The following is a 25,601-nucleotide window of genomic DNA, read 5'->3' on the forward strand; positions in this document are numbered from 1 at the left end:
GCACAGCCGCGTTACTGCGTGAGATACACGAACTTGCCGCCGCGTATCGTGCCCATCACGCTCGCGCGCTGGTCGAGGCCCACGTGGTCCTTTTCGCTGGTGCTGACCACGCCGTTGGGCACGACCAGTTCGTGAGCGTGCTCGAGCGCCTGGCGCAACGCCACGCGAAACGCCTCCGTGCCGGGTTGCGCGCTCTTGAGCGCGCGCGTCACGGCATCCTGAAGGCGCGGGTACACGCCGGCCGCGTCGCCCGCGAACTGCGTGACCGTGCCCGGGCCGTATTTCGCTTCATACGCATCGACGAACGCGAGCGCGGCCTTGTGCGCCGGGTGGTCCGCTGGCAGCGTGCGCGCGACCACGACGGGCTGTGTCGGGAACAGCGTGCCCTCCACGTCCTTGCCACCGAGCTTGATGAACTCGGGCGTGGCAATACCGTGCGTCTGATAGATCGCGCCCTTGTAGCCGCGCTCGACCAGTGTGCGCTGCGGCAGCACGCTGGGCGTGCCGGCACCCGCAATCAGCATGGCGTCGGGCTTCGCGGCCATCAGCTTGAGGACCTGGCCCGTCACGCTGGCATCGGTGCGGTTAAAGCGCTCCGTGGCCACGATCTGGATGTTGCGTTCCTTCGCGAACTTCGTGAACTCGTTGAGCCAGCTATCGCCGTAGCTGTCCGCAAAGCCGATGAAGCCCACGGTCTTCACGCCGTGCGCGGCCATGTAGCGCGTCATCACGTCGGCCATGGCGGCGTCGGTCTGCGCCATCTTGAAGGCCCACACGCGTGCGCCTTGCTGCGGTTCGACCACGGAGCCCGAGCCTACCAGCGTGATCATCGGCGTTTTGGCCTCGGCCACGGGGTCGAGCGCGGCGAGCGCCGCCGGCGTGATGTTCGGCCCGACGATCACGTCCACGTGATCCTCGTTGATGAGCTTGCGGATGTTGCGCACCGCCGCGCCCGGATCGGAGCCATCGTCGAGCACGATGTAATCGGTCTTCTGGCCGGCGATCTCGGAGGGCCACATCAGCATGGCGTTCTTGCTCGTGATGCCGATGGCCGCGGCGGGGCCGGTGCTCGACAGGTCGATGCCGACCTTGAGATCGGCATGCGCGGCAGGGGCGAACGCGGCGGCGGCGAGCGCGGCTGCCGCCGCGAGCAGACGCAGCGGACGCAGCGAGCGCCGCGGCGAAAGGAAGCGCGGGCTCAGTGGCGAAATCAGGGACGAGGGCAGGAGCGAACTCAGACGCGGTTGCAGCTTCATGCGATGGGTCTCCAGGAGGATATGAAGCGAGAAGCGTTGTTGTAATGGGGCTTGATTGTTCTGCTTGATTGTTTTTCCAGCGCGCTCCGCGCGCCGCCACGGCTAGTGAATTGCCGCTCGCGAGTTACTTACAGCTCGTAGGTCTCGTGCCCGCCCTTGAGCGCCTGCTCGATCAGCTTGCGGTTCAGGCTCGGCGAGAGCAGCTCCACCAGCGTATAGACATAGCTGCGCAGGTACGCGCCCTGTTTGAGCGCCACGCGCGTCACGTTGCTGCCGAACAGGTGGCCCACCGGCACGGCGCGCAGATGGCGGTCGCGCTCGGCGTTAAAAGCGATGTCGGCCATGATGCCCACGCCCAGACCCAGTTCCACGTAAGTCTTGATCACGTCCGCGTCGATGGCTTCGAGCACGATGTCGGGCGAGAGGCCGCGCAGGCGGAACGCGTCGTTGATCTTCGTGCGGCCCGCGAACGCGTTGTCGTAGGTGATGAGCGGAAATTGGGCCAGATCGTCGAGCGAGAGCGGCTTGCGCTCAAGCAGCGGGTGATCGGGCAGCATCATCGCCACGTGGTGCCAGGTGAAGCAGGGCAGCGATACCAGCTCCTTGTAGCCGGAGATGGCTTCCGTCGCGATGCAGAGGTCGGCCTGGTCGTGCAGCACCATCTCGGCCACCTGGGTCGGGCTGCCTTGCAGAATCGAAAGGTGCACCTTCGGAAAGCGCCGCTTGAATTCGGCGATGGCCGCCGGCAACGAGTAGCGCGCCTGGGTATGGGTGGCGGCGATGGTCAGGTTGCCCTGATCCTGCGCGGCGTAGTCCTTGCCCACCCGTTTCAGACTCTCCACTTCCTGAAGAATGCGCTCCACCGAGGCGAGGATGATGCGCCCCGGCTCCGTGAGCGAGCGCACGCGCTTGCCGTGCCGGGTAAAGATTTCGACCCCAAGCTCATCCTCCAGCTCGATGATCGCCTTCGAGACGCCGGGCTGGCTTGTATACAGGGCCTTGGCCGCTTCCGTGAGATTGAAATTCTGACGCACCGCCTCGCGCACGAAGCGGAACTGGTGCAGGTTCATATATAACCCCTTGGCATATCAACCTGATTTTTAGATCGTTTGAAATATAAAGCGAGTTTATTACCATTCATCGAAGTTTTCCAATATGGATATCTGTTTTGGTCATTAGCAACGGAGCGGCGCGCTGAAGGGTGCCGGTCTTTAGCCAGGATCAAGGCGGTCGAATTGAAATCGGAGCGCGCGGCGTAACCGGAACGCTGCGAATGAACAACCCTGGGGTCCCCGAATGTACCAATACGATCAGTACGACCAGACCATCGTTGACGAGCGCGTCGCGCAATACCGCGATCAGGTTCGCCGGCGCCTCTCGGGCGAATTGAGCGAGGAAGAGTTCCGCCCGCTGCGCCTGCAGAACGGCCTGTACTACCAGCGCCACGCCTATATGCACCGCATCGCGGTGCCGTACGGCAACCTGCGCAGCGACCAGCTTCGCATGCTCGGTCGCATCGCCCGCGAGCACGATCGCGGCTACGGCCACTTCTCGACGCGCACGAACGTCCAGTACAACTGGATCAAGCTCGAAGAAACGCCCGAGATCCTCGCCAAGCTCGCGTCGGTGCAGATGCACGCCATCCAGACCTCGGGCAACTGCATCCGCAATATCACCGCCGACCAGTTCGCGGGCGTCGCACCCGACGAGATCGTCGATCCGCGTCCGTGGGCCGAGATTCTGCGCCAGTGGTCGACGTTCCACCCCGAGTTCGCGTGGCTGCCGCGCAAGTTCAAGATCGCCGTCTCCGGCACGAAGGAAGACCGCGTGGCCGTGCAGATCCACGACCTGGGCGTCTACCTCGACCGTAACGAGAAGGGCGAAGTCGTCGCGAGCATTCTCGCGGGCGGCGGCCTCGGCCGCACGCCGATCGTCGGCGCCATCATCAAGCGCGACCTGCCGTGGCAGCATCTGCTGACCTACTGCGAAGCGGTGCTGCGCGTGTACAACCGCTATGGCCGCCGCGACAACATGTTCAAGGCGCGTATCAAGATCCTCGTGAAGGCGCTCTCGCCGGCGAAGTTCGCCGAGCAAGTGGAAGAGGAGTGGCAGCACCTGAAGGACGGCCCCTCGACGCTCACGCAGGAAGAGCTCGACCGCGTCTCGCAGTACTTCGTGCCGCCGGTCTACGAGAAGCTCGCCGATACCGATGCGTCGTACGAAAAGCATCTGCTCGAAAACCGCGCGTTCGCGCGCTGGGTCGAGCGCAACGTGCGCCCGCACCGCGTGCCGGGTTATGCCTCGGTGACGCTTTCGCTTAAGTCGGGCAAGGTCGCAACGGGCGACGCCACCGACAAGCAGATGGAAGCCGTGGCCGACTGGGCCGACGAATACTCGTTCGGCAAGATCCGCATCTCGCACGAGCAGAACCTGATCCTCGCCGACGTCAAGAAGCGCGACCTCTTCGCGGTCTGGGAAAAGGCCAAGGAGCAAGGTTTCGCCACGCCGAACATCGGCCTCTTGACCGACATCATCTCGTGCCCGGGCGGCGACTTCTGCTCGCTCGCGAATGCGAAGTCGATCCCCATCGCGCTTGCGATCCAGGAGCGCTTCGAGAATCTCGACTACGTCTACGACCTGGGCGACCTGTCGCTGAACATCTCGGGCTGCATCAATGCGTGCGGTCACCACCACGTCGGCAACATCGGCGTGCTGGGCGTCGACAAGGACGGCTCGGAGTGGTACCAGGTCACGCTCGGCGGCGAGCAGGGCAGCGGCGCAAACGGCGCGCGCCTTGGCCGCGTGATCGGCCCGTCGTTCTCGGCAGAAGAGATGGCCGACGTGGTGCAGAAGGTGATCGACACGTTCGTCGAGCAGCGCGTCGATGGCGAGCGCTTCATCGACACGTATGACCGCATCGGCATCGCGCCCTTCAAGGAGCGCGTGTACGCATCGCGCCAGCCGGTCCACGCTTAACAGCAGCACGCAACGAGACACGAGAGTCAAGCAATGGCATTGGTTATCAAAAAACGCGAGATCGTCGAAGACAACTGGCAAGTCGTGCGCGCGGCTGAAGACGGCGCACTGCCTGAGGCTTCGGCGCTGCCCGCCGGCAAGGTGCTGGTGCCGCTCGCGCTGTGGCAGGCGCACCGCGACGCGCTGGTTGCCTCGCGCGGCAAGGATGAGCTCGGCGTGTGGCTTGCGCCGGACAGCGAACCGGCTGACATCGCCGGCGATTTCGACAAGGTCGCGCTGATCGGCGTGGACTTCCCGGTGTTCCGCGATGGCCGCGGCTTTTCGATCGGCCGCCTGCTGCGCGAGCGCTTTGGCTACAAGGGCGAGCTGCGCGCGATCGGCGACGTGCTGCGCGACCAGCTGCGTTTCCACGAGCGCTGTGGCTTCGATTCGTTCGCCGTGCGCGCCGACAAGGACATCAACGACGCGCTCAACGCGTTCACCGAGTTCACGGTGCAGTACCAGGGCGCGTTCGACGAGCCGTCGCCGCTGTTCCGCCGTCGTGCGGCGCTGGCGGCGCAAGCGGTGGCACAAGCAGCGGCACAGCAGGGCGCCGCAGCATGAGCACCGTCGCCACCGGAATCACTGCGGACTTGCAGGCGAAGATCGAGCGACTCGACGCGCTGCTCGATTCGATCGCCGCGCGTCACGCCAACGTGAAGCTTGCCAGCAGCCTCGCGGCCGAAGACATGCTGCTTACCCACGCGATCCTTTCGCGCGGCGTGAAGATCGGCGTCTTCTCGCTGAACACGGGCCGCCTGCATGCGGAAACGCTCGGCATGATCGACCGCGTGCGCGAGCGCTACGGCTACGAGATCGAGCAGTTCCTTCCGCAGCAGGACGCGGTGGACGAATACGTCGCGCAGCACGGCCTGAACGCGTTTTACGAGAGCATCGATCTGCGCAAGCGCTGCTGCGAGATCCGCAAGGTCGAGCCGCTCAATCGCGCGCTTTCGGATGTTTCGGCGTGGGTCACGGGCCAGCGCCGCGAGCAGTCGGTCACGCGTGCGGAGCTGCACGAGGAAGAGCACGACGGCGCGCGCAACATCGCCAAGTTCAATCCGCTCGCGGACTGGACCGAGGCCGACGTGTGGGCGTATCTGCGTGCCTTCGACGTGCCGGTGAACCCGCTGCATGCGCGCGGCTACCCGAGCATCGGTTGCGAGCCCTGTACGCGGGCCGTGCGTCCGGGCGAAGACAGCCGGGCGGGCCGCTGGTGGTGGGAGTCGCGCGACACGAAGGAATGCGGGCTGCACATCACGTCGGTTTCCGCGATTCCGGTCGTGCAAGCGCCGGCCGCCGGCCAGACGAACTAGTATTGAAGGTTGTCGCGCCGTTTCCGTAAGGCGGCGCGAAGTCGAACACAGAGCACCGCGCTCCACTCACGCGGGGCGCATAGACGAAGGATCTGAACATGAGCACGACGCTCGATTCCGCAGTGAACGCACCGCTCCAGGTCACGGCGAACCGCATGGACCATCTCGACTGGCTCGAAGCCGAGTCGATCCACATCCTGCGCGAACTCGTTGCCGAGTGCAGCAAGCCCGCGCTGCTGTTCTCGGGCGGCAAGGATTCGGTGGTCGTGCTGGCGCTCGCACTCAAGGCCTTCGGCCTCGGCGCGAACCGCAAGACCTCGCTGCCGTTCCCGCTCGTGCACATCGACACGGGCCACAACTACGAGGAAGTGATCGACTTCCGCGATCGTCGCGCAGCCGAGATCGGCGCGGAACTCGTGGTCGGCCACGTCGAAGATTCGATCAAGCGCGGCACCGTGCGTCTGCGCCGCGAAACGGATTCGCGCAACGCCGCCCAGGCCGTCACGCTGCTCGAAACCATCGAGCAATACGGCTACACGGCGATGATCGGCGGTGCGCGCCGCGACGAAGAGAAGGCCCGCGCGAAGGAGCGCATCTTCTCGTTCCGCGACGAATTCGGCCAGTGGGATCCGAAGGCGCAGCGCCCGGAACTCTGGAGCCTTTACAACGCGCGCCTGCACAAGGGCGAGCACCTGCGCGTGTTCCCGATCTCGAACTGGACGGAACTGGACGTGTGGCAGTACATCGCGCGCGAGAAACTCGAACTGCCGTCGATCTACTACGCGCACCAGCGCGAGATCGTGCGCCGCAACGGCCTGCTCGTGCCGGTCACGCCGCTCACGCCGATGAAGGACGGCGACGTCAGTGAAATGGCGCAGGTGCGCTTTCGCACGGTGGGCGACATTAGCTGCACGTGCCCGGTGGAAAGCGATGCCGACGACGTCGAGAAGATCATCGCCGAGACGGCCGTGACCGAAATCACGGAACGCGGCGCGACGCGCATGGACGACCAGGCGTCGGAAGCCGCGATGGAACAGCGCAAGAAGCAAGGTTATTTCTAAAGAGCACGCAAAGGAAACATTGATTATGGTTACGACGCATCAACCTGAAGACCTTGGCGTGCTGCGCTTCATCACGGCCGGCAGCGTGGACGACGGCAAGAGCACGCTGATCGGCCGCCTGCTGTACGACAGCAAGGCGGTTCTTTCGGACCAGCTCTCGGCGCTCTCGCGCGCGAAGAACAAGCGCACCGTGGGCGACGAGATCGACCTGTCGCTGCTCACCGACGGCCTCGAAGCCGAGCGCGAGCAGGGCATCACGATCGACGTGGCGTACCGCTACTTCGCCACGGCCAAGCGCAAGTTCATCATCGCCGACACGCCGGGCCACGAGCAGTACACGCGCAACATGGTCACGGGCGCCTCCACGGCCCACGCGGCCATCATTCTCGTCGACGCGACGCGCGTGACGGTCGAGAACGGCGTGACGCAACTGCTGCCGCAGACCAAGCGCCACAGCGCAATCGTCAAGCTGCTGGGGCTCCAGCACGTGATCGTCGCAATCAACAAGATGGATCTGGTCGACTACAGCGAAGCCACCTTCGACCTGATCCGCGACGCCTACGTGGCGCTCGCGCGCCAGCTCGGCCTCGAGAACGTGCGCTTCGTGCCGGTCTCGGCGCTCAAGGGCGACAACATCGTGGCCGCGAGCGAGCGCATGCCCTGGTACGCGGGCGAGCCGCTGCTCGACGTGCTCGAGGCGCTGCCGGTCGAGCAGGCCACGGGCGACGCGCTGCGCTTCCCGGTGCAGTGGGTCGCGCGCCAGGACGGCTCGAGCGCCGACGACTTCCGCGGCTACATGGGCCGTGTCGAAGCGGGCGAAGTGAAGGTCGGCGACGCCATCACGGTGCTGCCGGCGGGCCGCGCAGCGACGGTCGCCGAGATCATCGCGCCGGTGCCGGGCGGCACGGCGCAGGTCGACCGCGCGTTCGCGGGTCAGACCGTCACGATCCGTCTGGCCGAAGACGTGGACGTCTCGCGCGGCGATACCTTCGTGCCGGCATCGGACGAGACGCAGCCTGCGAAGAAGCTCGAAGCGGACCTCTGCTGGTTCGACGAAGAGCCGCTCTCGCCGCAGCGCAAGTACCTGCTCAAGCACACCACGAGCACGGTGTTCGCGAAGATCGGCGCGGTCAAGCAAGTGCTCGACGTGCATACGCTCTCGCACGCCACCGACCGCCAAAATCTCGCGATGAACGACATTGGCCGCGTGGCGCTCACGCTGCAAAAACCGGTCGTCGCGGACCTGTATGATGTGCATCCGGGCACCGGCGCGTTCGTCCTCATCGACGAGGCGACGCACCACACGGTGGCGGCAGGCATGATTCGCGCGCTTGCCGACTGAAGCGGGCCAGCGCGAACGCTGGCCGCGCGCCGCCGGGATCCAATGGCGGCGCGCGGTTGCGTTGTGACTTGCGTTGCGACATATGAGTCAACGAGGCAAATGGGCAAGGTTTATCTGATCGGCGCGGGACCAGGCGCGGCGGACCTCATCACGGTGCGCGGCGCGCGCCTGCTCGCGAAAGCGCAGGTCGTGCTGCACGATGCGCTCGTGGAGCCGGCGATGCTGGATTACGCCCCGCAGGACGCGAAGTTCATCGCGGTCGGCAAGCGTTGCGGCCAGCGCTCGACGGCGCAGCACTTCATCAACAAGCAGCTCGTGGATGCGGCGCGCGAGCACGACGTGGTCGTGCGCCTGAAGGGCGGCGACCCGATGCTGTTCGGCCGCGCCGACGAAGAGATGCGCGCACTCGAAGCGGCGGGCATCGAGTACGAGATCGTGCCGGGCATCACGGCGGCGCTGGCCAGCGCGGCCACGCTGCAACGCTCGCTCACGCTGCGCGGCGTGTCGCGCAGCGTCGCGCTCGCGACATACTCGCGCGCGGCGGGCAGCGAGGAGATCCGCGAGCAGGTCAATGCCGATTCGCTCGTGTTCTACATGGGCCGCGACAGCGCGCCGGAAATCGCCCGGCAGCTGATCGAAGCGGGCCGCGCGGGCGCGACGTCCGTGGCGATCGTCGAGGCATGCAGCACGGCGCGCGAGCGCACGCTCACGCTCACGCTGGCGGGTCTCGCCGCCGGCGAGGCGCAAGACTGGCTCGACCCGGCGCAGCCGAGCCTGCTCATGATCGGCGATGCATTCGCCGAGCGTGCGGGGCAGGCGCAAGCTGGAGACAACACCCAGGATGAAGGCTCTGGCCGTCGGGCAGCCTGAGGCAATGAAGAGCAAGTAGTTCGCGTTTCCTTGTTGCTCGCGTTTCCTTGTGTTCGTGTCGGTCTATTAGCGTTGCCCCTGTGCGGGGCGGCACCTACTTTTCTTTGCAGCGGCAAAGAAAAGTAGGCAAAAGAAAGCCGCTCACACCGCCAGTGTGACGCCGTGGACCACTTGCCCATTACCGGAGCGGTTCCGGAGCATCTGCCACCACGCGCCCTACAACGGAGTGACTAAGGGCTCATTCCTCCGGCGGCGCTCCGCGCGCCGTGAGGCATAATCCCAAACCATCAGGATGCCTACGCATTGGCGGGGTGCATGCGCATTCGAGTGCCCAGGCAGCATGCCTGGTTTCCCTTGCATACCCGACCGCTGCGCGCGTAGCGAGCAGCGGGATGGATGAGTCCTTTGTCACTCAGTTTGAAGGTGCGAGGTGACGGATGCCCCGGAACCGCTCCGATGATGGGCAAGTGGTGTACTGCGTCACACTAGCGGTTTGAGCCGCTTTCTTTTGCCTACTTTTCTTTGCGGCTGCAAAGAAAAGTAGGTGCCGCCCCGCACAGGGGCAACGCTGGCAGACCGACACGAACACAAGGAAACGCGAGAAACAAGGGACCGCGAGAAACAAGAAAACACTAACGCCCTAATCGCGCGCTTGCTCAACACAGTACTGCACGATCGCATCGAGCACGCCGTCGTCCTCGCCCACGGCGGTCGCACACGAAATCTGCACACCAGGATGCGCGGCCTGGCATTGCGCGATGAGCGCGGGCAGATCGCGCCGGATATGGCCGCCCTGGCCGAAGAACACCGGCACCACCGTGATGGCATCGCAGCCTAGCGCGACTTGCTCGGCGATGGCCTCGGGCAGGCTCGGCGCCATGAGTTCGAGGAAGGCGAGACTCACGGGCCGCGCCGCGCCGCGCGTGGCGGCGAGCTTGCCCGCGAGGCGCGTGAACGGCTCTTTCCAGCGCGCATCGCGCGCGCCGTGGCCGAAGAGGATCATGCCGTGAGTGCCCATCGTCGCGTTTTCCTGCAGAGCAAAGCGTGGCCCGGCCTGTGCGACGCCGATCGACGTCAACCGACGCGGACTAACGTCAATGCCGGTCGACCCATTTCAGGCCAATCAGCCCGAGCGCCAGATAAATGAGGCCCGGCGTCGCCGCAGTGAGCGGCGCGGGCCACGTGTTCAGTGTACCGATGTGCGAGAACAGCGTGTTCACGAGCTGGAAGCTCATGCCGAGCATGATCCCGCCGAACACCTTCACGCCCACCACGCCGGCGCGCGTATGCAGATACGCGAACGGCAGCGAGAGCACCAGCATCACGAACACCGCGAACGGGTAGATCAGCTTGCGCCAGAAGGCGATCTCGTAGCGCTGCGTGTCCTGATGGTTTTCCGAAAGATGCTGGATGTAGCGGAACAGGTTGAACATCGACATGCGATCCGGCGAAACCAGCAGCACCGAGAGAATCTGCGGCGTGAGCTCCGAGCGCAGCGAGTACTCGGGCACCGAGGTCTGCTGCGCGCGATAGACCGGATTGAGCGTATCGGCGGGCTGGTTCGGCGGCGCCACGCTGATGAGCTCGGTGTCCGTCACGTCCTTGAGTAGCCAGTGGCCAGGCGGCTGATACTTGCCGCTTTTCGCGACACGCACGTTCGAGAGCCTGAACTGCGAATCGAATTCGTAGATGCGCACATTGGTGATCGTCGCGTCGGGCTGCAGTTCGCCCACGTTGACGAAGCGCGTCGCCTGCTCGCCGTCGGCGCGCGCGGTGAGCGTGTCCTTCACCCAGACGCCCGACTTGAAGTCCGTCGACACCGCGGAGCCCAGCGCCTCGAGGCGCACGCGCTCGGAGAGCTGGTCGGTGTACGGACCGACCACTTCGCCCATGAGGTAAGTGAGCAGCACGAGCGGGATGCCGATTTTCAGGAGCGAGCGTAGCGCCTGGCCGGTCGCGAGACCGGAGACGCGAAAGATCGTGTACTCGGAATTGGCGGCCATCTGCGCGAACACATAGATCGCGCTGATGAGCGCCGCGACCGGAATGATCTCGTAGAGCCGCGACGGCGCCTGCAGCGAGACGCGCAGCACCGCGTACATGAACTTGTAGTTGCCGTGGCCGACCGAGTTCAGTTCGTTGATCAGGTCGAAGAAGAAGAACAGACCCGAAAAGGCAAACAGGATAAACACGAACGTCACGTAGACCTGACGCGCGAAGTACTTCTCGTAGATGCGCATCGGTCAGCTCCCCTGCGACGCGCGCTGGAACAGCGCACGCGTAAAGAGCGGCCGGTTGCGCACGCGCAGCCAGAAAATGAAGACGACGAGCGCGAGCACCACGGCGTGCAGCAGCACGAGCCCGAGGCCGAACGACATCTTGCCTTGCTCGATCTGCGATTGCACGACGTTGAGCAGGTTCGAGTAGGTGAGGTAGATCAGCACGGCCATCACAAGGTTGATGGTGCGCCCGCGGCGCGGATTCTGATACGCGAGCGGAATCGCGAGCAGCATGAGGTTGATCGCGATGAGCGGCAGGCCTGCGCGCCACGCGAATTCGCCGAGATTGTCAGCGCTCGGATGGCGCAGCAGGTCGGGCGTGGACGTGCTGCTCGCCGTGGGCGTGGCGACCACCGGCTGGCTCTGAATCTTCACGCCGTAACGCTGGAATTCGGTGATGCGAAAGTCGGGATGGCCGGGCTCGCCGTCGTAGCGGCGGCCGTTCTCGAGCACGACGAAACGGTCGCCGTTCTTCGTGCCTTCCGTGTAACCGGTTTTGGAAACGATCACGCTGACCTTGCCGTGCTCCGTGCTCGTGACGAATACATTGTCCACGCGGCCCTGGTCGGGGTTCATGCTCTCGATGAAGAACACGCGGTGCGTGGTGGGCGATTCGCGGAACTGGCCAGGCGCCAGCAGCGATACTTCATCGCGCTGCTGAAAGCGTGCGCGGATCAGCTTGCTTTGCGCGTTCGACCACGGCCAGCCGACGAAGGCGAAGAACACGATCAAGAGGATGATCGGCGTGGAAAAAACGGCGATTGGTTTGATGAGGCGCGTGAGGCTCACCCCGGAGGCGAGCCAGACGACCATTTCTGAATCCTTGTACCAGCGCGTGAGCACGAACAGGATCGACACGAAGAGCGTGACGATGAGCATCACGGCGAGGTAGCCGATCACGGTCAGGCCGATGAGGACCAGCACGTCGCGCGGGTCGATCTGGCCTGACGCAGCGAAGCCGACGATGCGGATCATCATCGTCGTCAGCATGATCGTGAGCAGAACCATGAACACGGCGCCGGCCGTGTACGCGAGTTCGCGCTGCAGGGAACGTTCGAAAATCATTATTGATGAGCGGGGCGGGCGGTCCGCGCCGGGCGCCGCGCTGCCAGCGCAACTGCCCAGGAGCCGCCGCAGGAAAAATAGCGGATAATTGCGGCTTTCATCCTAAGCCCTGATTTTATCCGAGGACAAGCGCGATGGACTTTAGCATAAAAGCCTGTGACTGGAGCAAAGGCGGGGAAGGCCCCTTTCTGACCGGCAAGTCGGATTGCGTCGTAGTGGGCATCTTCGAGGCGCAGACCCTCTCCGGTCCGGCATTCGTGATCGACAGCGCCATCGGCGGCGCGATCGCCCGTCTCGTCAAGTCCGGCGACATCGACGGCAAGGCCGGCTCCACGCTGTTTCTGCCGGAAGTGAGCGGCATCGGCGCGTCGCGCGTGCTGCTGGTCGGCCTCGGCAAGCAGGATGCATTCGGCCAGAAGGCCTATGGCGAGGCTGTCAAGGCGGCCTGGCGCGCGATCCTCGGCACGAAAATCGCACAGGTCACGTTCACGCTCGCCCAACTGCCCATCAAGGAACGCACGGGCGACTGGGGCGTGCGCGCGGCGATTCTCGCATTGCGCCACGAGACCTACCGCTTCACGCAGATGAAGAGCAAGCCCGACGTCCTGCAGCGCGCGCTCAAGCGCGTCGTCTTCAGCATCGACGCCGGCGAAGACAAGGCCGCGAAGCTCGCCGTCAAGCAGGCCGTGGCGCTCGCCAACGGCATGGATCTCACGCGCGACCTCGGCAATCTGCCGGGCAACGTCTGCACGCCTACCTACCTCGCGGCCACGGCCAAGAAGCTCGCGCGCGACTGGAAGCTCAAGGTCGAAGTGCTCGGCCAGCGCCAGATCGAAGCGCTCAAGATGGGCTCGTTTCTTTCTGTTACAAAAGGCTCGGTCGAGCCGCCGCAATTCATCGTGCTGCAATACCAGGGCGCGAGCGCGAAGGCCGCGCCTGTCGTGCTGGTAGGCAAGGGCATCACGTTCGACACGGGCGGCATTTCGCTCAAGCCCGGCGAGGGCATGGACGAGATGAAGTACGACATGTGCGGCGCGGGCTCGGTGCTCGGCACGATGCGCGCGGTCGCCGAAATGGGCCTGAAGCTCAACGTGATCGGCATCATCCCCACGTGCGAGAACATGCCCGCGGGCAACGCCACGAAGCCGGGCGACATCGTCACGACGATGGCGGGTCTCACGGTCGAAGTGCTCAACACCGACGCCGAAGGGCGCCTGATCCTGTGCGACGCGCTCACCTACGCCGAGCGCTTCAAGCCGGCCGCCGTGATCGACATCGCCACGCTCACGGGTGCGTGCATCATCGCGCTCGGCCATCACAACAGCGGCTTGTTCTCGAAGGACGATGCGCTCGCGGGCGAACTGCTCGACGCCTCGCGCGAGGCGAACGATCCGGCATGGCGCTTGCCGCTCGACGACGAGTATCAGGACCAGCTCAAGTCGAATTTCGCCGATATCGCCAATATCGGCGGGCGTCCGGCGGGCAGCGTGACGGCGGCGTGCTTCCTCTCGCGCTTTACCGAAGCGTATCCGTGGGCGCACCTCGACATCGCGGGCACCGCGTGGAAGAGCGGCGCGGCGAAGGGCGCGACGGGCCGTCCCGTGCCGCTGCTCGCGCAGTTCTTGATCGATCGCGCAGGGCAATGACGAGGATCGACTTTCACACGAACGTCGGCGATTCGCTGATGTACGCGTGCCGGCTCGTGCGCAAGGCGTATCAGGCCGGCCAGCAAGCCGTCGTGCTGGCCGAGCCCGCGCGCCTGCGCGCGTTCGACGAGATGCTCTGGACTTTCTCGCCGCTCGACTTCGTGCCGCACTGCATGGCTGGGAGCGCGCACGCCGCGCAAACGCCCATCGTGCTGGCCTCGGATCTCGAGCGCGCGCCGCATCACGGCGTGCTGCTCAACCTGGGCGCCGAGGTACCGCCGCAGTTCGCGCGCTTCGAGCGCCTGCTCGAAGTAATCGGCGATGCGCCCGAGGAACTTGCCTCGGGCCGTGAACGCTACCGCTTCTACCGCGACCGCGGCTACGCGCTGAACAATTACAAGCAGGGCGGCTGAACCCGGCATGCCTGCTGCTTGTCTCTCCTTTATTGTTTGATCGAAATCCAAAGGAGGTGATCGTGTCCGATTTTCATGATGCTGAAGGGGCTCCGATCCCGCTCTTGAACGAGCCGCTCGTGCAGGGCAACCTGTTGCGCGGTCGCCAAGGGTCGCCGTTCGAGACGACCGCTGCTCCCGCCCCGGCGGCTGCTGCGCCTGGCCAGGCTGCGCCCGAACCAGGCCCCGGCGCGCCGGCCGGCGACTCCTATCGTCTCCCCGGCGATGCCGAAGCGCTCGTCGAACGCGTAAGCGGGCGGGCCATGAACTGGCTCACCGGCGACGGACGTAGCGTGATCGAAGCGCGTTGTGCCGCCGCGTTGCAACAGCATTCTCACTGGATCGTGGGGCAGGTGTCGCGCGAGATCGGTCTCGCGCTCGAAACCGAATTGAAGGGTTGGGTGAGGGACGCAGTGCGCGAGGAACTGGCCGCGCGTCCGGCGCAATCGACGCCGCCGGAGGCCTGAGGTTGGCAGGGCGTTGAGTGCCGTCGTCAACGCGGTTGCGCCTCGTGCGCGGCGAGGCTTCAGGTCCCGCGAAACTCGACACATCGCGTGCTGCGACGCCCGCCCAAGCTTCTATTGCCCAGGTTACTTCAACGTGAGAATCCAGTTCGCGAGCGTGGCCGCCTGGGACGGAGTCAATTGGGTGTTCGCGGGCATGGGCACCGAGCCCCACACGCCGCTGCTGCCTTCCAGGATCTTGTGCGTGAGATAGTTCTGCGCGTCGGGCTTGCCCGCGTATTTGGCCGCGACAGCGCGCAGTGCAGGGCCCATGAAGCTGCGCGTGACCGAATGGCAACTCATGCAGTTCTGCTGTTGCGCGAGTGCAGGTCCGCTGGGACCGTTCTGCGCATGAGCGCTCGTCGTGGCTAGCGCCAACGCCAATGCGAGTGTGGCAGCCTGCGTCGCTGTCTTGTTCTTCGCCTGCGACTTCACTTTCATACTGGTCTCCGCCAGCGTGGTCGCCGGCTGTGTCGTCGCATTATAGAAGCAAAGGGCGCACGGTCCATGCGCCCTCCATGCGGCTTCCTTGCAGCCTCCATATCGCTTTAACGTGGCTTTAACCTGGCTCAAGACGGCGCACCGCGCGGTTCACGCGGCGCGCTTCGCAAAGCGCGCAGCCAACTGGCATTTACCGGTGCTCCTTGCCCGCGTTCAACCCGTCACCGCCCCCTTGTTCGCCGGACGCGCCAGCGCCGCATACTTCGCGAGCACGCCACGCGTATAGCGCGGCGCCGGCTGTTTCCAGGCTGCGCGCCGGCGTGCGAGTTCGGCATCGTCGATATTCAATTGCAGCAGCAGCTTGTGGGCGTCGATGGTGATCGAGTCGCCTTCCTGCACCAGCGCGATGGCGCCACCTTCGAACGCCTCGGGCGCGACGTGGCCGACCACCATGCCCCATGTGCCGCCCGAGAAGCGGCCGTCGGTGATGAGGCCCACGGATTCGCCCAGACCCTTGCCGATGATCGCCGACGTGGGCGCGAGCATCTCCGGCATGCCCGGGCCGCCCTTCGGGCCGAGGTAGCGCAGCACGACCACATCGCCGGCCTTGATCTTGTCGGCAAGGATCGCTTCCATTGCGCTTTGCTCGTCGTCGAACACGCGCGCCGGGCCCGTGATCACCGGGTTCTTCAGGCCCGTGATCTTGGCGACGGCGCCTTCGGTCGCGAGGTTGCCCTTGAGGATCGCGAGGTGGCCTTCCCTGTACAGCGCCTGGTCGATGGGGAAGATGACCTTTTGATCGGCGCGCGGCTTCGACGGCACGTCCTTGAGTTCTTCGGCCATGGTCTTGCCGGTGATGGTCATGCAGTCGCCGTGCAACAGCCCTGCGTCGAGCAGGATCTTGAGCACCTGTGGAATGCCGCCGGCCTTGTGCAGGTCGGTCGCCACATACTGGCCCGAGGGCTTCAGATCGCAAATCACCGGCACTTTCTTGCGCATGCGCTCGAAGTCGTCGATGCTCCAGTCGATTTCGGCAGCATGCGCGATGGCAAGATAGTGCAGCACCGCGTTGGTCGAACCGCCTGTGGCCATGATGAGCGCGACAGCATTCTCGATGGACTTCTTCGTGATGATGTCGCGCGGCTTGAGGTCCTTCTTGACCGCTTCGACGAGCACGCGCGCCGACTCGGCGGCTGAATCGACCTTCTCTTCGTCGGGGTTGGCCATCGTCGACGAATACATGAGCGACATGCCGAGCGCCTCGAACGAAGAGCTCATCGTGTTGGCCGTGTACATGCCGCCGCACGAACCCGTGGACGGACACGCATTTTTCTCGACGCCTTCGAAGTCCTCTTCGGACAGGCGGCCAGCCGTGAATTCGCCCACGGCCTCGAACGCCGACACGATGGTCAGATCCTTGCCCTTCCAGTTGCCCGGGCGGATCGTGCCGCCATACACATAGATGCCGGGCACGTTCATGCGTGCGAGCGCGATCACGCCGCCCGGCATGTTCTTGTCGCAGCCGCCGATCACGACCACGCCGTCCATCCATTGCCCCTGCACGCAGGTCTCGATGCAGTCGGCGATCACCTCGCGCGACACGAGCGAGTACTTCATGCCTTCGGTGCCCATCGACATGCCGTCCGAGATCGTGGGCGTGCCGAAGATCTGCGGATTGGCGTCAGCGCCCTTGACGGCGGCCACGGCTGCGTCGGCGAGACGCTGCAGGCCCGCATTGCAGGGCGTGATGGTCGAGTGGCCATTGGCGATGCCGATCATCGGCTTGTCGAAGTCGGCCTTTTCGTAGCCGAGCGCGTAATACATCGAACGGTTCGGCGAGCGGGCGACGCCTTGCGTGATGTGCTTCGAACGACGGTTGTATGCCATGGGGACGCTCCGTGGAAGGTGTCTCGTGTTTTGTTCGGTTGCCGGAGCGGAGGGCTTGGGAAGGCATGCGCCGGCATGTGCGAAGAAAGAATGGAGTTTCGCGAGCGCAATGTCCAATATATTATTCTTGGCCTGGTGAGTCGTAAAAAGAATCACAGGGCGCGCTTGCTGCGTTTTCAGCGCACGTTTATCCCGTTTTTGCCCCGTTTTTGCCCCGTTTATCCATGAGCACCACGATTCCCGATCTGCGCCAGTTGCGCTACTTCGTGGCCGTGGCCGAGGAGCAGCATTTCGGCCGCGCCGCGGCGCGCCTTTCGATGACGCAGCCGCCGCTTTCACAGGCCATTCGCGCGCTGGAGGAGACGCTTGGCGTCGAGCTTTTCGCGCGCACGCGCCGCTCGGTCGAGTTGACGGCCGTGGGCGCCGATCTGCTGCCCGAGGTACGGCGCCTGCTCGCCGCCGCGCAGGCGCTGCGGCCGCTTGCCCAGAGCCTCGCGCGCGGCGAGGCGGGCGTGCTGGCGTTGGCCTTCGTCTCGACCGCCGATTACGGGTTGCTGCCGCTGCTGCTGCGCGACTTCGGCGCGCGCCACCCGCGCGTGCGCCTGCAACTCGCGGAGGCCACGAGCGACGTGCAGATCGACGAGCTGGTGGCGGGCCGCATCGACGCGGGCCTCGTGATCGCGCCCTTGCCACCGCGTCACGCGGCGCAGCTCGCGTATCTGCCGGTCGCGCGCGAGCCGCTCGTGGTGGCCATGCCGGCCGGGCTTTCGGCGCGCACGGGCGATCAGAATCGAGGTGATTCGGGCAATGGCGGCGACCCGGCCGCGCACGACTGGTGCGAGACGCCCGTGAGCCTCGCCGATCTCGCCGATGTCCCGCTCGTGGTGTTTCCGCGCCATCTGGCCCCGGGCTTTTACGACACCATCATGGATTGCTACGGCGCGGCCGGGCTAGTGCCGCGCGTGGGCCAGGAGGCGATCCAGATGCAGACGATCGTGAGCCTCGTTTCCGCGGGCATGGGCATCGCGCTCGTGCCCTGGTCGCTGCGGCATCTGCGGCGCACGGGCGTGGTCTACCGGCCGCTGGCCGAAGCGGCGCCGACGATCGAAACGGGCCTCGTCTGGCGTGCCGAGGAGGTGAGCCCGGTGCTGGCGGCGTTCATCGAAATCGTGCGCGCGCACGCGGTGACGGCGGGCCTGCCATAGGCCCGATGAGCGTTCTTCGCGACAAGGCGACAGGCTCGGCGCCCCCGGCTTTCTTACCCGGCCCTGGAATCTGCATCGAGCCGTATTGAAGGTGCATTTTGGTGCTGGCTCCCTCGTCTCGGCGATAATGTGTCGCTGCGGCGCACGATGCGAACTGTGCAGCTTTGAAAACGTCCAATGCACGCGCCATGGCGTTTTTGCGCACGTTTTTGGCACGCCTTGGGCACGCTTTGGCCATTTCCCTGCCGGTCTCGCGCCGATTTTTACAACTCGATTTCAATCCTCACCGCCGACAAGCACTGATTCCACGATGCTCATCCACCCGAATTTCGACCCCATCGCCATTCATCTGGGGCCGCTCGCCGTGCGCTGGTACGGCCTCATGTATCTCGTCGGCTTCATCCTCGCGATCGTGATCGGCCGCCTGCGCCTGCGCTTGCCATACGTGGCCGCGCAGGGCTGGACCGTCAAGGACATCGACGACATGCTGTTCTACGGCGTGCTCGGCACGGTCCTCGGCGGGCGCCTCGGCTACGTCCTGTTCTACAAGGCGAGCTGGTACTTCGCGCATCCGCTCGACATCTTCAAGGTGTGGGAAGGCGGCATGTCGTTCCATGGCGGCTTTCTCGGCGTGACTTTCGCGATGGTCCTGTTCGCGTGGCAGCGCGGACGCACCTGGCTCCAGGTCACCGACTTCGTCGCGCCGATGGTGCCCACGGGTCTCGCCGCGGGACGTCTCGGCAACTTCATCAATGGCGAACTGTGGGGCCGCGTGACCTCGCCGGACGCGCCGTGGGCGATGATGTTCCCGGGCGCCGCCAACGACGACGCCGCGTGGCTCGCCGCACATCCGCAACAGGCCGCACAGTGGCATCTGAACGAAGTGTTCGCGCAATATCATCTGCTGCCGCGTCATCCGTCCGAGCTTTACGAAATCGCACTCGAAGGCATCGCGCTCTTCATCGTGCTGATTCTGTTCTCGCGCAAGCAGCGCCCCGTGGGCGCGATCTCGGCGATGTTCCTGATCGGCTATGGCCTCGCGCGCTTCACTGTGGAGTTCGCGCGCGAGCCCGACGATTTCCTCGGGCTGCTTGCGCTGGGTTTCTCGATGGGGCAGTGGCTCTCGTTGCCGATGATCGTCGTGGGCGTACTGATGATGATCTGGGCGTATCGTCGCGCCAAACGCGGCAACGGTGCGCAGCAAGTCGTGGGTTCCAGGAGCTGATGCGACTCGTGTCGTAATGAACCCGCCGCACTGAATGCATCATGAAAAAAGCCACGGTTTTTGCCGTGGCTTTTCTGTTTGCGCGCACCACGCGGGCGACGCGCGCGAACTGGATGATGTGAGCGGCTGATATGAGCCGCGCGTGCGTTACTTCATCTGCACCGAGCCCGACACGTTGACGCTCACGGTGGACGTGCCGCCTTCGAGCGGCATGGGCGGTGCGGCCTTCGCATCGGCCGACATCGCGCGCGCGCTCATCATCATCATCGGACGCGGCGGCACGCCTTGATGGCCCACGTTCACATCGCGGACCGTGTAGCTGCTATAGCCGAACGCGCGTGCGTTCGTGGCAGCCTGCTCGCGGAACGAGGCGATTGCCTGACCCGAAAGCTTCTGCTCGGCGGCGCGCTGCGCTTCGGGCGAGAGCGAGAACTGCACGTTGCCCACCTGCATCACCGAAGCAATATCGCCGGCGAGCTTCGAAGCGGCGGCGAAGTCGTGCGATTCGAGCACGACTTCCGTGCGGCCGCGCCATGCCGAAATGCGTCCGTCGCGATCGGTCGACGGATAGATCGAGAACTGGCCCGAACGCGCGGTCACGCCCGCGACGCCCTTGGCTTTTTGCAGCGCCTGGTCGGCGCGCTGATTGAGCGTGGTCGTGAGCGACGCGGGATCCTTCGCTTCCTGCTCGTAAAACAGTGTGATCGTGACGACGTCCTGCGGGATCTCGGCGCTGGCCTGCGCGGAAAGCGAGAGCACGCCCGAGGGTTGATAGTGCGCTTCGCTCTGCGCAAGGGCAGCGCGGGGCGCGAGCGTCATGGCAAGCGGCACAGCGGCAACGAGGGCGGCGGCGAGCGTGACGGCGGTTTTTCTCTTCATTTTGGGCTCCTGGCAGAACGGATTCGCAAACGGCGCGCACACCAAGGCGCCGAAGCGAGCGCATGATTGTGCGTAACTGTGCGCCGGCACGTCGTGCATGCGTGTCGGCTGCGTGCGTGTACGTGTGCGTGCGTGTTCTTTAGGCGAGGTGGGCCACGCAGGGTTCCCGTCGGAGCAAGCGGGCTTGGCAATCTTTAAAGACTGGCGGCGTGCGTACGCCCAGGCTTACATCAGCCGCTTCGTGATGAAATCCCACTCGGCCTTCGTGACCGGCGTGATGGACAGACGATTGCCTCGCGCGAGCACGCGCATCTCGGCGAGTTCGTCATGCTCGCGCAACGCGGCGAGCGCGATGAGTGGGCACTTCTTCTTGAACACCACATCGATGAGCATCCAGCGCGGACTTTCCTGCGTGGATTTCGCGTCGTAGTAGGGGCTCTTCGAGTCGAATTGCGTGGGATCCGGATACGGCGTGGACGAGACTTGCGCGAGGCCGGCGATGCCGGGCTCGGGGCAACTCGAGTGATAGAAGAGCACGCCGTCGCCGATCTGCATGATGTCGCGCATGAAGTTGCGCGCCTGATAGTTGCGCACCCCGGTCCATGGCAGCGTGCGCTGCGGGGCGTTCGCGAGATCGTCGATGCTTGCTTCGTCGGGTTCGGACTTCATCAGCCAGTAGCGCATGAGTCGAAGTAACGCGTCGAAAGTGGAGGGGGCGATACAGCGTTGGCGCGCAGAAAAAGAACGCCAAAAGGGAGCGCCAAAAGGAAAACGGCATCGAACGTGAGTCCGATGCCGTTTGAATAGGTCCCCGCCATAGCCGCTAGGCCGGCATCCTGAACCGGGGGTTCAGAATTGGTCGCAGTTAGCAGCACTTCGGGTACATCAGACTAGTGACGCGCACGCCCGTGCTACAAATTTCCGCAACCGTGCACATGGCATTGGTTCAAGGAATATATGACCTTGGCGAACCAGGCAGGGAAGCTGACTAAACTTTTACGACCGCTGTTTAGAAACGTCTTGTGGACGTTTCCATGAGCATCATTTTAACGCATTGTGCAGCAGGTTTTATTGCACACCGTACTGCTGGATCACTGCGCCAAGTTGCTCGTTCATTTGGCGCATTGTACGACGGATTTCTTCCGCTGGGAATGCTTCGCCGTGCCTCACGCTGGTCTGCAGACGCAGCAATTCCGACGCGATCGAAAGCGCGGCCATCACCGCGATGCGGTCCGTGCCGCGCACGTTGCTGTGATTGCGGATCTTCGACATTTCCGCATCCACGCGCGCCACCGCTTCGAGCAGCGCGCCTTCGGTTTCAGGTGAACAGGCGAGGCGATAGGTCTGGCCGAGAATCGTCGCTTCGATCTGTTTGGTCGTCATGCATTTTCTCCGTGGCGAGCGGCGTTGTCGTCGTCGGCGTTCTGCGACGGCTCGAGCAAATCGAGCTGGTTGTCGCGCTCCGCGCCCGTGCGTGCACGCGGCAGCTTTTCGAGGATCGCGTTCAGACGGACCTGGGCGTCGTCGATTTTGGCCGAGAGCCCATCGCGCTCGGCCTGCAGCGCGTTGCGCTCTTCGCGCACCTGTTCGAGTTCGGCACGCGCCGCTTCGCATTGCGTGTGCAGTTGCGCGAGTTGCTCTTCGAGCGCCACGCGAGCTTCATGATGGCGCTGATTGATCTCGATCAGCCGCCCGATGTTTTGTGAGAGTGTTTCGAGTTCGTTGAGCATGTGCTGCGTCCTCTAAAGACAGGCATTCTAGCGCGGATTGTCGCGTATTCCGACAATTGCGTCGTTTCCAGACGTAACAGCACCGCTTCGTGTTTGCTTCTTGCGGTTTTTGAAAGCCTTGTGTGAAAGCCCTGTGTGAACGCCGTGCCGGCGCGCGACATTCGGGACCACATCTTGCTCTGCGCGCGAGACCGAGTCTCATACCACGATCGGAACCGCATTTCGCGCAATAATGGCGCTTCCTTGACGCTCCCACGGGCCTCCTGCACTTGCCGGCGCTCGGGCGCCGGGGCACTGGAACCGGGGCGGCCCTACGACCACTTTCGACGATGCGAACCGTCAACCCCGATAAATCGCTCCGCACGCCAGCGCAGGTCTCGCCGCGCGTTTCTGGTGCGAATGCGGGTGCCAGTGCGGTTGCCAACGCCGGCGCCAAAGCGCTGCGCCGCACGATGAGCGCGCGCCGTGCGGTGGCGATCTGGTGTGCGCTCGCCGTCGCGGCGCTCGTGGTGTTCGTGGCGTCGCTCGCGACCGGCAGCGTGCCGGTGACGCTCGGGCAGGCGCTGCACGCGCTCGTGCCGGGCACGTCATCCATACCGGGCAACCACGACATGGCAAGCGAAATCGTGCGCACATTGCGTGCGCCGCGCGCGCTCGGCGGCTTCGCGTGCGGCGCGCTGCTCGCGCTCGCGGGCGCGCTGCTTCAAGTGCTGCTGCGCAATCCGCTCGCCGAACCCTATGTGCTGGGCGTCTCGGGCGGTGCCGCCGCGTTCGCGCTGGTAGCGATGATCGTGGGCGCGGCAGGGTGGGCCATGCAGGCGAGCGCCTGCGCGGGCGCGTTCGTTTCGATCCTTCTGGTGCTCGGTCTCGCGCGCCGCGAACTATGGCGCGGCGAGCCGCAGGACAGTTCCCCGCGCCTGTTGCTCACGGGCGCGGTAACGGCTGCTGGATGGGGCGCGCTCATCACGCTCCTGCTGACACTCGCTCCCGAAGCGAGCCTGCGCGGCATGCTGTTCTGGCTCACCGGCGACCTCAATGGCGCCGCCATGCCATGGCCCGCGTTGATCGCGCTCGCACTCGTGCTGGCGTTCGGCGTCAGCGCCGCGCCGCGCCTGAATGTGCTGTTGCGCGGCGACGCCGCTGCCCAGGCGCTCGGCGTGCCGGTGCTGCGCCTGCGCGTGGGCGTCTATCTCGCGGCATCGCTCGCGGCGGCGGCGGCCGTCACCACGGGCGGCACCATCGGCTTCGTCGGGCTCGTCGTGCCGCACATGCTGCGGCTCGCCTTCGGCAACGACCAGCGCATGCTCGTGCCCGCGGCCGCGCTGGCGGGCGGGCTTGCGGTCATGGGCGCCGATCTCGTCGCGCGTACCGTTGCCGCGCCCACGCAGTTGCCCGTGGGCGTCGTGACCGCGCTCGCGGGCGTGCCCGTGTTCCTGTGGATGCTGCTCAAGCGGCGCGCGCCATGAGTTACCAGGAGCGCACCTGTGCGAAGCCGCTGCTCGCCACGCACGCGCTCACGCTGCGTGCGGGCGCGCGCACGCTGGTCGAGGGCCTCACGCAGCGCTTCGACGCAGGCGAGATCTGGTGCGTGGCCGGTGCGAACGGCGCGGGCAAGACCACGTTGATCGCGACGCTCGCCGGCCTGCGCGAGACCGCCGCGGGCCATGTGGAAGTGGACGGCGTCGCGCTGCGCGACTGGCAGCCGGTGCGCCTCGCGCAGCGCCGCGCGTTGATGCCGCAAGACGTGCGCGATGCGTTCAGCGCGAGCGTGCTCGACATCGTGCTGCTCAACCGTTATCCACACCTCGCGGGCTGGGGCTGGGAAAGCGAGGACGACCGCGCGGCCGCGCACGCCGCGCTCGCGATGCTCGGGCTCGAAACGTTCGCGGCGCGCGACGTGCTCTCGCTTTCGGGCGGCGAGCGCCAGCGCGTCGCGCTGGCGGCAGTGCTCTGCCAGGACGCGCCGCTGCTGCTGCTCGACGAGCCGCTCTCGCATCTGGACCTCCATCATCAGATCGCCTGCCTCGAAGCGCTCGCGCACTGGGTGAACACCGGGTCGCGTACAGTGGTGTTTTCCTGTCACGATCTCAATCTTGCGCGGCGCTACGCGACGCACGCGCTGCTGCTCGACGGCCGCGGAGGCTGTTGCGCGGGTCCGGTGCGCGACGTCCTGACGGCCGAGCGCGCGAGCGCGGCTTTCGGCCACCCGCTCATGCTGATCCGCGAGGGAGCGCACGAGGCGCTCGTGGCTGCCTTCGAACCGCCACGCGAGCGCTGACGCTTTGTGTCTCGGCGTGCCCCCTGCGCGCGAATAGAACTGAAGAACTGAAGAACTGAAACCCATATGACTTCAACGCTTTCTGAATTGCTTGCCGTCGAGACGCTCGACCTGTCGCTGCGCGACGAACTCCAGCACATCATCGACACGAAGACCAAGCCGCCGGGCAGCCTCGGCCGCCTCGAGGCGCTCGCGCGCCAGCTCGGCCTGATCCAGCGCACCACGCGTCCGAGCGTCGAGCGTCCCGCGATGATCGTGTTCGCGGGCGATCACGGCATCGCCAACGAAGGCGTGAGCCCGTATCCGCAGGCGGTGACCGCGCAGATGGTCGCGAACTTCCTCGCGGGTGGCGCGGCCATCAATGCGTTCAGCGGCGTGGCCGGGCTCGAGCTCGAGATCGTCGATGCCGGCATCGCCACGCCCTTGCCGCCGCTGCCGTCGTCGGCTTTATCGGCGCTCGTCTCGGTGCCTGTCGCGCACGGCACGCGCAACTTCGCCAACGAAAGCGCGATGACCCGCGACGAGGCCATCGCCGCGCTCGCGGCGGGCGCCGCGCGCGTGCGTCATCACGCGGCGCTCGGCACCAACGTGATCGGCTTCGGCGAGATGGGCATCGCGAATACGTCGTCGGCCGCGTGCCTGATGAGCCGCCTGTGCAACGTGCCCATCGACGAATGCGTGGGGCGCGGCACGGGGCTCGACAACGCGGGCCTCGCGAAAAAGCGCAACGTGCTCGCGGCGGCGCTCGCGCGCCACGCGAATGTGCGCGAACCGATCGATGTGCTCGCAACTTTCGGCGGCTTCGAGATCGCGATGATGGCGGGCGCGTTTCTCGAAGCGGCGCGCCAGCGCATGGCGATTCTCGTCGATGGGTTCATCGCGACCTCGGCGCTGCTCGTGGCTGACTCGCTCGCGCCGCACGTGCGCGAATATTGCGTGTTCGCGCACGCGTCGAACGAGGCAGGACATCGGCGCATGCTCGATCATTTCGGCGCGCGCGAGCTGCTCGCGCTCGACCTGCGTCTGGGCGAGGGCACGGGCGCGGCGCTGGCCGTGCCGCTGTTGCGCGCGGCCGTGGCATTTCTCAACGAGATGGCGAGCTTCGAGTCCGCGGGCGTCGATGAGCGCAGCGAGCATCCGCATTGACCGCA

25 protein-coding genes and 1 other RNA gene are annotated in these 25,601 nt (G+C 65.3%); 14 read left to right on the top strand and 12 right to left on the bottom strand.

Annotated elements, in window-relative coordinates; all coding sequences use genetic code 11:
• Positions 1-11 precede the first annotated feature (11 nt).
• Positions 12-1,256 carry an ABC transporter substrate-binding protein gene (locus L5014_RS18315; protein ID WP_238465150.1) on the bottom strand — a complete coding sequence of 415 codons (1,245 nt, stop codon included), beginning with the start codon at positions 1,254-1,256 and terminating at the stop codon, positions 12-14.
• Between the two features lie 128 nt (positions 1,257-1,384).
• Complete coding sequence (locus tag L5014_RS18320) at positions 1,385-2,326, bottom strand: CysB family HTH-type transcriptional regulator (RefSeq protein WP_238465151.1); 942 nt, start codon at positions 2,324-2,326, stop codon at positions 1,385-1,387.
• A gap of 226 nt (positions 2,327-2,552) precedes the next feature.
• Between L5014_RS18320 and L5014_RS18325 the strand changes: the two genes are divergently transcribed.
• The 6 genes from L5014_RS18325 to cobA all read left to right on the top strand — a co-directional run bounded on the left by L5014_RS18325 (position 2,553) and on the right by cobA (position 8,860).
• Positions 2,553-4,232 (top strand): nitrite/sulfite reductase, encoded by a 1,680-nt coding sequence (locus L5014_RS18325; RefSeq protein WP_238465152.1) that lies wholly within the window; start codon positions 2,553-2,555, stop codon positions 4,230-4,232.
• Positions 4,233-4,265: 33 nt separating this feature from the next.
• Positions 4,266-4,835, top strand: coding sequence for a DUF934 domain-containing protein (locus tag L5014_RS18330; protein WP_238465153.1), 570 nt, complete (start codon positions 4,266-4,268; stop codon positions 4,833-4,835).
• Positions 4,832-5,587, top strand: coding sequence for a phosphoadenylyl-sulfate reductase (locus L5014_RS18335; RefSeq protein ID WP_238465154.1), 756 nt, complete (start codon positions 4,832-4,834; stop codon positions 5,585-5,587). Before L5014_RS18330 ends, L5014_RS18335 begins: the two co-directional genes overlap by 4 nt.
• 98 nt (positions 5,588-5,685) lie before the next feature.
• On the top strand, positions 5,686-6,648 hold the full coding sequence (cysD, locus tag L5014_RS18340) for a sulfate adenylyltransferase subunit CysD (protein WP_238465155.1): 963 nt from the start codon (positions 5,686-5,688) through the stop codon (positions 6,646-6,648).
• 25 nt (positions 6,649-6,673) lie between these two features.
• The gene (locus tag L5014_RS18345; RefSeq protein WP_238465156.1) at positions 6,674-7,990 is read left to right on the top strand and encodes a sulfate adenylyltransferase subunit 1; all 1,317 of its coding nucleotides are present in this window, start codon (positions 6,674-6,676) and stop codon (positions 7,988-7,990) included.
• 99 nt (positions 7,991-8,089) lie between these two features.
• The gene (gene cobA, locus L5014_RS18350; protein ID WP_238465157.1) at positions 8,090-8,860 is read left to right on the top strand and encodes a uroporphyrinogen-III C-methyltransferase; all 771 of its coding nucleotides are present in this window, start codon (positions 8,090-8,092) and stop codon (positions 8,858-8,860) included.
• A 640-nt stretch (positions 8,861-9,500) separates the two neighbouring features.
• On the opposite strand, the gene L5014_RS18355 is transcribed toward cobA, so the two are convergent.
• From L5014_RS18355 to lptF, 3 genes are all read right to left on the bottom strand, one after another.
• Complete coding sequence (locus L5014_RS18355) at positions 9,501-9,878, bottom strand: sirohydrochlorin chelatase (protein ID WP_238465158.1); 378 nt, start codon at positions 9,876-9,878, stop codon at positions 9,501-9,503.
• 76 nt (positions 9,879-9,954) lie between these two features.
• Positions 9,955-11,100: an LPS export ABC transporter permease LptG gene (gene lptG, locus L5014_RS18360; RefSeq protein ID WP_238465159.1), complete on the bottom strand. Its 1,146-nt coding sequence runs from the start codon at positions 11,098-11,100 to the stop codon at positions 9,955-9,957.
• Between the two features lie 3 nt (positions 11,101-11,103).
• Complete coding sequence (lptF, locus tag L5014_RS18365; protein WP_238465160.1) at positions 11,104-12,204, bottom strand: LPS export ABC transporter permease LptF; 1,101 nt, start codon at positions 12,202-12,204, stop codon at positions 11,104-11,106.
• Positions 12,205-12,338: 134 nt separating this feature from the next.
• On the opposite strand from lptF, the gene L5014_RS18370 reads away from it, so the two are divergent.
• The 3 genes from L5014_RS18370 (at position 12,339) to L5014_RS18380 (ending at position 14,769) form a co-directional block, all read left to right on the top strand.
• Positions 12,339-13,850: a leucyl aminopeptidase gene (locus L5014_RS18370; RefSeq protein ID WP_238465161.1), complete on the top strand. Its 1,512-nt coding sequence runs from the start codon at positions 12,339-12,341 to the stop codon at positions 13,848-13,850.
• Positions 13,847-14,263 (top strand): DNA polymerase III subunit chi, encoded by a 417-nt coding sequence (locus tag L5014_RS18375; RefSeq protein WP_238465162.1) that lies wholly within the window; start codon positions 13,847-13,849, stop codon positions 14,261-14,263. Before L5014_RS18370 ends, L5014_RS18375 begins: the two co-directional genes overlap by 4 nt.
• A 62-nt stretch (positions 14,264-14,325) precedes the next feature.
• Positions 14,326-14,769, top strand: a complete 444-nt coding sequence (locus L5014_RS18380) for a DUF2486 family protein (RefSeq protein ID WP_238465163.1) — start codon at positions 14,326-14,328, stop codon at positions 14,767-14,769.
• Between the two features lie 123 nt (positions 14,770-14,892).
• On the opposite strand, the gene L5014_RS18385 is transcribed toward L5014_RS18380, so the two are convergent.
• Together L5014_RS18385 and ilvD are read right to left on the bottom strand one after the other, a co-directional pair.
• On the bottom strand, positions 14,893-15,246 hold the full coding sequence (locus L5014_RS18385; protein ID WP_238465164.1) for a c-type cytochrome: 354 nt from the start codon (positions 15,244-15,246) through the stop codon (positions 14,893-14,895).
• A gap of 213 nt (positions 15,247-15,459) precedes the next feature.
• Positions 15,460-17,133, bottom strand: a complete 1,674-nt coding sequence (ilvD, locus tag L5014_RS18390; protein WP_238465165.1) for a dihydroxy-acid dehydratase — start codon at positions 17,131-17,133, stop codon at positions 15,460-15,462.
• A gap of 224 nt (positions 17,134-17,357) precedes the next feature.
• On the opposite strand from ilvD, the gene L5014_RS18395 reads away from it, so the two are divergent.
• Together L5014_RS18395 and lgt are read left to right on the top strand one after the other, a co-directional pair.
• Positions 17,358-18,338, top strand: coding sequence for a LysR family transcriptional regulator (locus L5014_RS18395; protein ID WP_238465166.1), 981 nt, complete (start codon positions 17,358-17,360; stop codon positions 18,336-18,338).
• 310 nt (positions 18,339-18,648) lie between these two features.
• Positions 18,649-19,563, top strand: a complete 915-nt coding sequence (gene lgt, locus L5014_RS18400; protein WP_238465167.1) for a prolipoprotein diacylglyceryl transferase — start codon at positions 18,649-18,651, stop codon at positions 19,561-19,563.
• Between the two features lie 147 nt (positions 19,564-19,710).
• Here the strand turns inward: lgt and L5014_RS18405 are convergent, their stop codons facing one another.
• From L5014_RS18405 to L5014_RS18420, 5 genes are all read right to left on the bottom strand, one after another.
• Positions 19,711-20,442, bottom strand: coding sequence for an SIMPL domain-containing protein (locus tag L5014_RS18405; protein WP_238465168.1), 732 nt, complete (start codon positions 20,440-20,442; stop codon positions 19,711-19,713).
• A 225-nt stretch (positions 20,443-20,667) separates the two neighbouring features.
• Complete coding sequence (locus L5014_RS18410; RefSeq protein ID WP_238465169.1) at positions 20,668-21,126, bottom strand: EVE domain-containing protein; 459 nt, start codon at positions 21,124-21,126, stop codon at positions 20,668-20,670.
• 120 nt (positions 21,127-21,246) lie between these two features.
• Positions 21,247-21,427, bottom strand: a non-coding RNA gene (ssrS, locus tag L5014_RS39205) — 6S RNA.
• Positions 21,428-21,510: 83 nt separating this feature from the next.
• Entirely contained in the window at positions 21,511-21,825 is a 315-nt protein-coding gene (locus tag L5014_RS18415) for a cell division protein ZapA (protein ID WP_238465170.1), read from the bottom strand.
• Positions 21,822-22,172: an ATPase gene (locus L5014_RS18420; RefSeq protein WP_238465171.1), complete on the bottom strand. Its 351-nt coding sequence runs from the start codon at positions 22,170-22,172 to the stop codon at positions 21,822-21,824. The genes L5014_RS18415 and L5014_RS18420 overlap by 4 nt, the downstream gene beginning before the upstream one ends.
• A 452-nt stretch (positions 22,173-22,624) precedes the next feature.
• On the opposite strand from L5014_RS18420, the gene L5014_RS18425 reads away from it, so the two are divergent.
• The 3 genes from L5014_RS18425 to cobT all read left to right on the top strand — a co-directional run bounded on the left by L5014_RS18425 (position 22,625) and on the right by cobT (position 25,596).
• Entirely contained in the window at positions 22,625-23,638 is a 1,014-nt protein-coding gene (locus tag L5014_RS18425) for a FecCD family ABC transporter permease (RefSeq protein WP_238465218.1), read from the top strand.
• Positions 23,635-24,450 (top strand): ABC transporter ATP-binding protein, encoded by an 816-nt coding sequence (locus tag L5014_RS18430; protein ID WP_238465172.1) that lies wholly within the window; start codon positions 23,635-23,637, stop codon positions 24,448-24,450. Before L5014_RS18425 ends, L5014_RS18430 begins: the two co-directional genes overlap by 4 nt.
• Before the next feature lie 66 nt (positions 24,451-24,516).
• Positions 24,517-25,596, top strand: a complete 1,080-nt coding sequence (gene cobT / locus L5014_RS18435) for a nicotinate-nucleotide--dimethylbenzimidazole phosphoribosyltransferase (RefSeq protein WP_238465173.1) — start codon at positions 24,517-24,519, stop codon at positions 25,594-25,596.
• Positions 25,597-25,601: the final 5 nt, after the last annotated feature.

Source organism: Paraburkholderia tagetis (genome assembly GCF_022213065.1).
GTDB classification, from domain to species: domain Bacteria; phylum Pseudomonadota; class Gammaproteobacteria; order Burkholderiales; family Burkholderiaceae; genus Paraburkholderia; species Paraburkholderia tagetis.

Bases quoted from the DNA above. Each gene is read 5' to 3' on its own strand.
- L5014_RS18425 (WP_238465218.1), top strand. From the start codon at position 22,625: ATGAGCGCGCGCCGTGCGGTGGCGATCTGGTGTGCGCTCGCCGTCGCG.
- L5014_RS18410 (WP_238465169.1), bottom strand. From the start codon at position 21,126: ATGCGCTACTGGCTGATGAAGTCCGAACCCGACGAAGCAAGCATCGAC.
- L5014_RS18395 (WP_238465166.1), top strand. From the start codon at position 17,358: ATGAGCACCACGATTCCCGATCTGCGCCAGTTGCGCTACTTCGTGGCC.
- L5014_RS18420 (WP_238465171.1), bottom strand. From the start codon at position 22,172: ATGCTCAACGAACTCGAAACACTCTCACAAAACATCGGGCGGCTGATC.
- L5014_RS18330 (WP_238465153.1), top strand. From the start codon at position 4,266: ATGGCATTGGTTATCAAAAAACGCGAGATCGTCGAAGACAACTGGCAA.
- L5014_RS18385 (WP_238465164.1), bottom strand. From the start codon at position 15,246: ATGAAAGTGAAGTCGCAGGCGAAGAACAAGACAGCGACGCAGGCTGCC.
- lptG (WP_238465159.1), bottom strand. From the start codon at position 11,100: ATGCGCATCTACGAGAAGTACTTCGCGCGTCAGGTCTACGTGACGTTC.
- lgt (WP_238465167.1), top strand. From the start codon at position 18,649: ATGCTCATCCACCCGAATTTCGACCCCATCGCCATTCATCTGGGGCCG.
- L5014_RS18335 (WP_238465154.1), top strand. From the start codon at position 4,832: ATGAGCACCGTCGCCACCGGAATCACTGCGGACTTGCAGGCGAAGATC.
- L5014_RS18415 (WP_238465170.1), bottom strand. From the start codon at position 21,825: ATGACGACCAAACAGATCGAAGCGACGATTCTCGGCCAGACCTATCGC.
- L5014_RS18370 (WP_238465161.1), top strand. From the start codon at position 12,339: ATGGACTTTAGCATAAAAGCCTGTGACTGGAGCAAAGGCGGGGAAGGC.
- lptF (WP_238465160.1), bottom strand. From the start codon at position 12,204: ATGATTTTCGAACGTTCCCTGCAGCGCGAACTCGCGTACACGGCCGGC.
- L5014_RS18430 (WP_238465172.1), top strand. From the start codon at position 23,635: ATGAGTTACCAGGAGCGCACCTGTGCGAAGCCGCTGCTCGCCACGCAC.
- L5014_RS18345 (WP_238465156.1), top strand. From the start codon at position 6,674: ATGGTTACGACGCATCAACCTGAAGACCTTGGCGTGCTGCGCTTCATC.
- cobA (WP_238465157.1), top strand. From the start codon at position 8,090: ATGGGCAAGGTTTATCTGATCGGCGCGGGACCAGGCGCGGCGGACCTC.
- L5014_RS18405 (WP_238465168.1), bottom strand. From the start codon at position 20,442: ATGAAGAGAAAAACCGCCGTCACGCTCGCCGCCGCCCTCGTTGCCGCT.
- L5014_RS18315 (WP_238465150.1), bottom strand. From the start codon at position 1,256: ATGAAGCTGCAACCGCGTCTGAGTTCGCTCCTGCCCTCGTCCCTGATT.
- L5014_RS18320 (WP_238465151.1), bottom strand. From the start codon at position 2,326: ATGAACCTGCACCAGTTCCGCTTCGTGCGCGAGGCGGTGCGTCAGAAT.
- L5014_RS18325 (WP_238465152.1), top strand. From the start codon at position 2,553: ATGTACCAATACGATCAGTACGACCAGACCATCGTTGACGAGCGCGTC.
- cysD (WP_238465155.1), top strand. From the start codon at position 5,686: ATGAGCACGACGCTCGATTCCGCAGTGAACGCACCGCTCCAGGTCACG.
- ilvD (WP_238465165.1), bottom strand. From the start codon at position 17,133: ATGGCATACAACCGTCGTTCGAAGCACATCACGCAAGGCGTCGCCCGC.
- cobT (WP_238465173.1), top strand. From the start codon at position 24,517: ATGACTTCAACGCTTTCTGAATTGCTTGCCGTCGAGACGCTCGACCTG.
- L5014_RS18375 (WP_238465162.1), top strand. From the start codon at position 13,847: ATGACGAGGATCGACTTTCACACGAACGTCGGCGATTCGCTGATGTAC.
- L5014_RS18355 (WP_238465158.1), bottom strand. From the start codon at position 9,878: ATGGGCACTCACGGCATGATCCTCTTCGGCCACGGCGCGCGCGATGCG.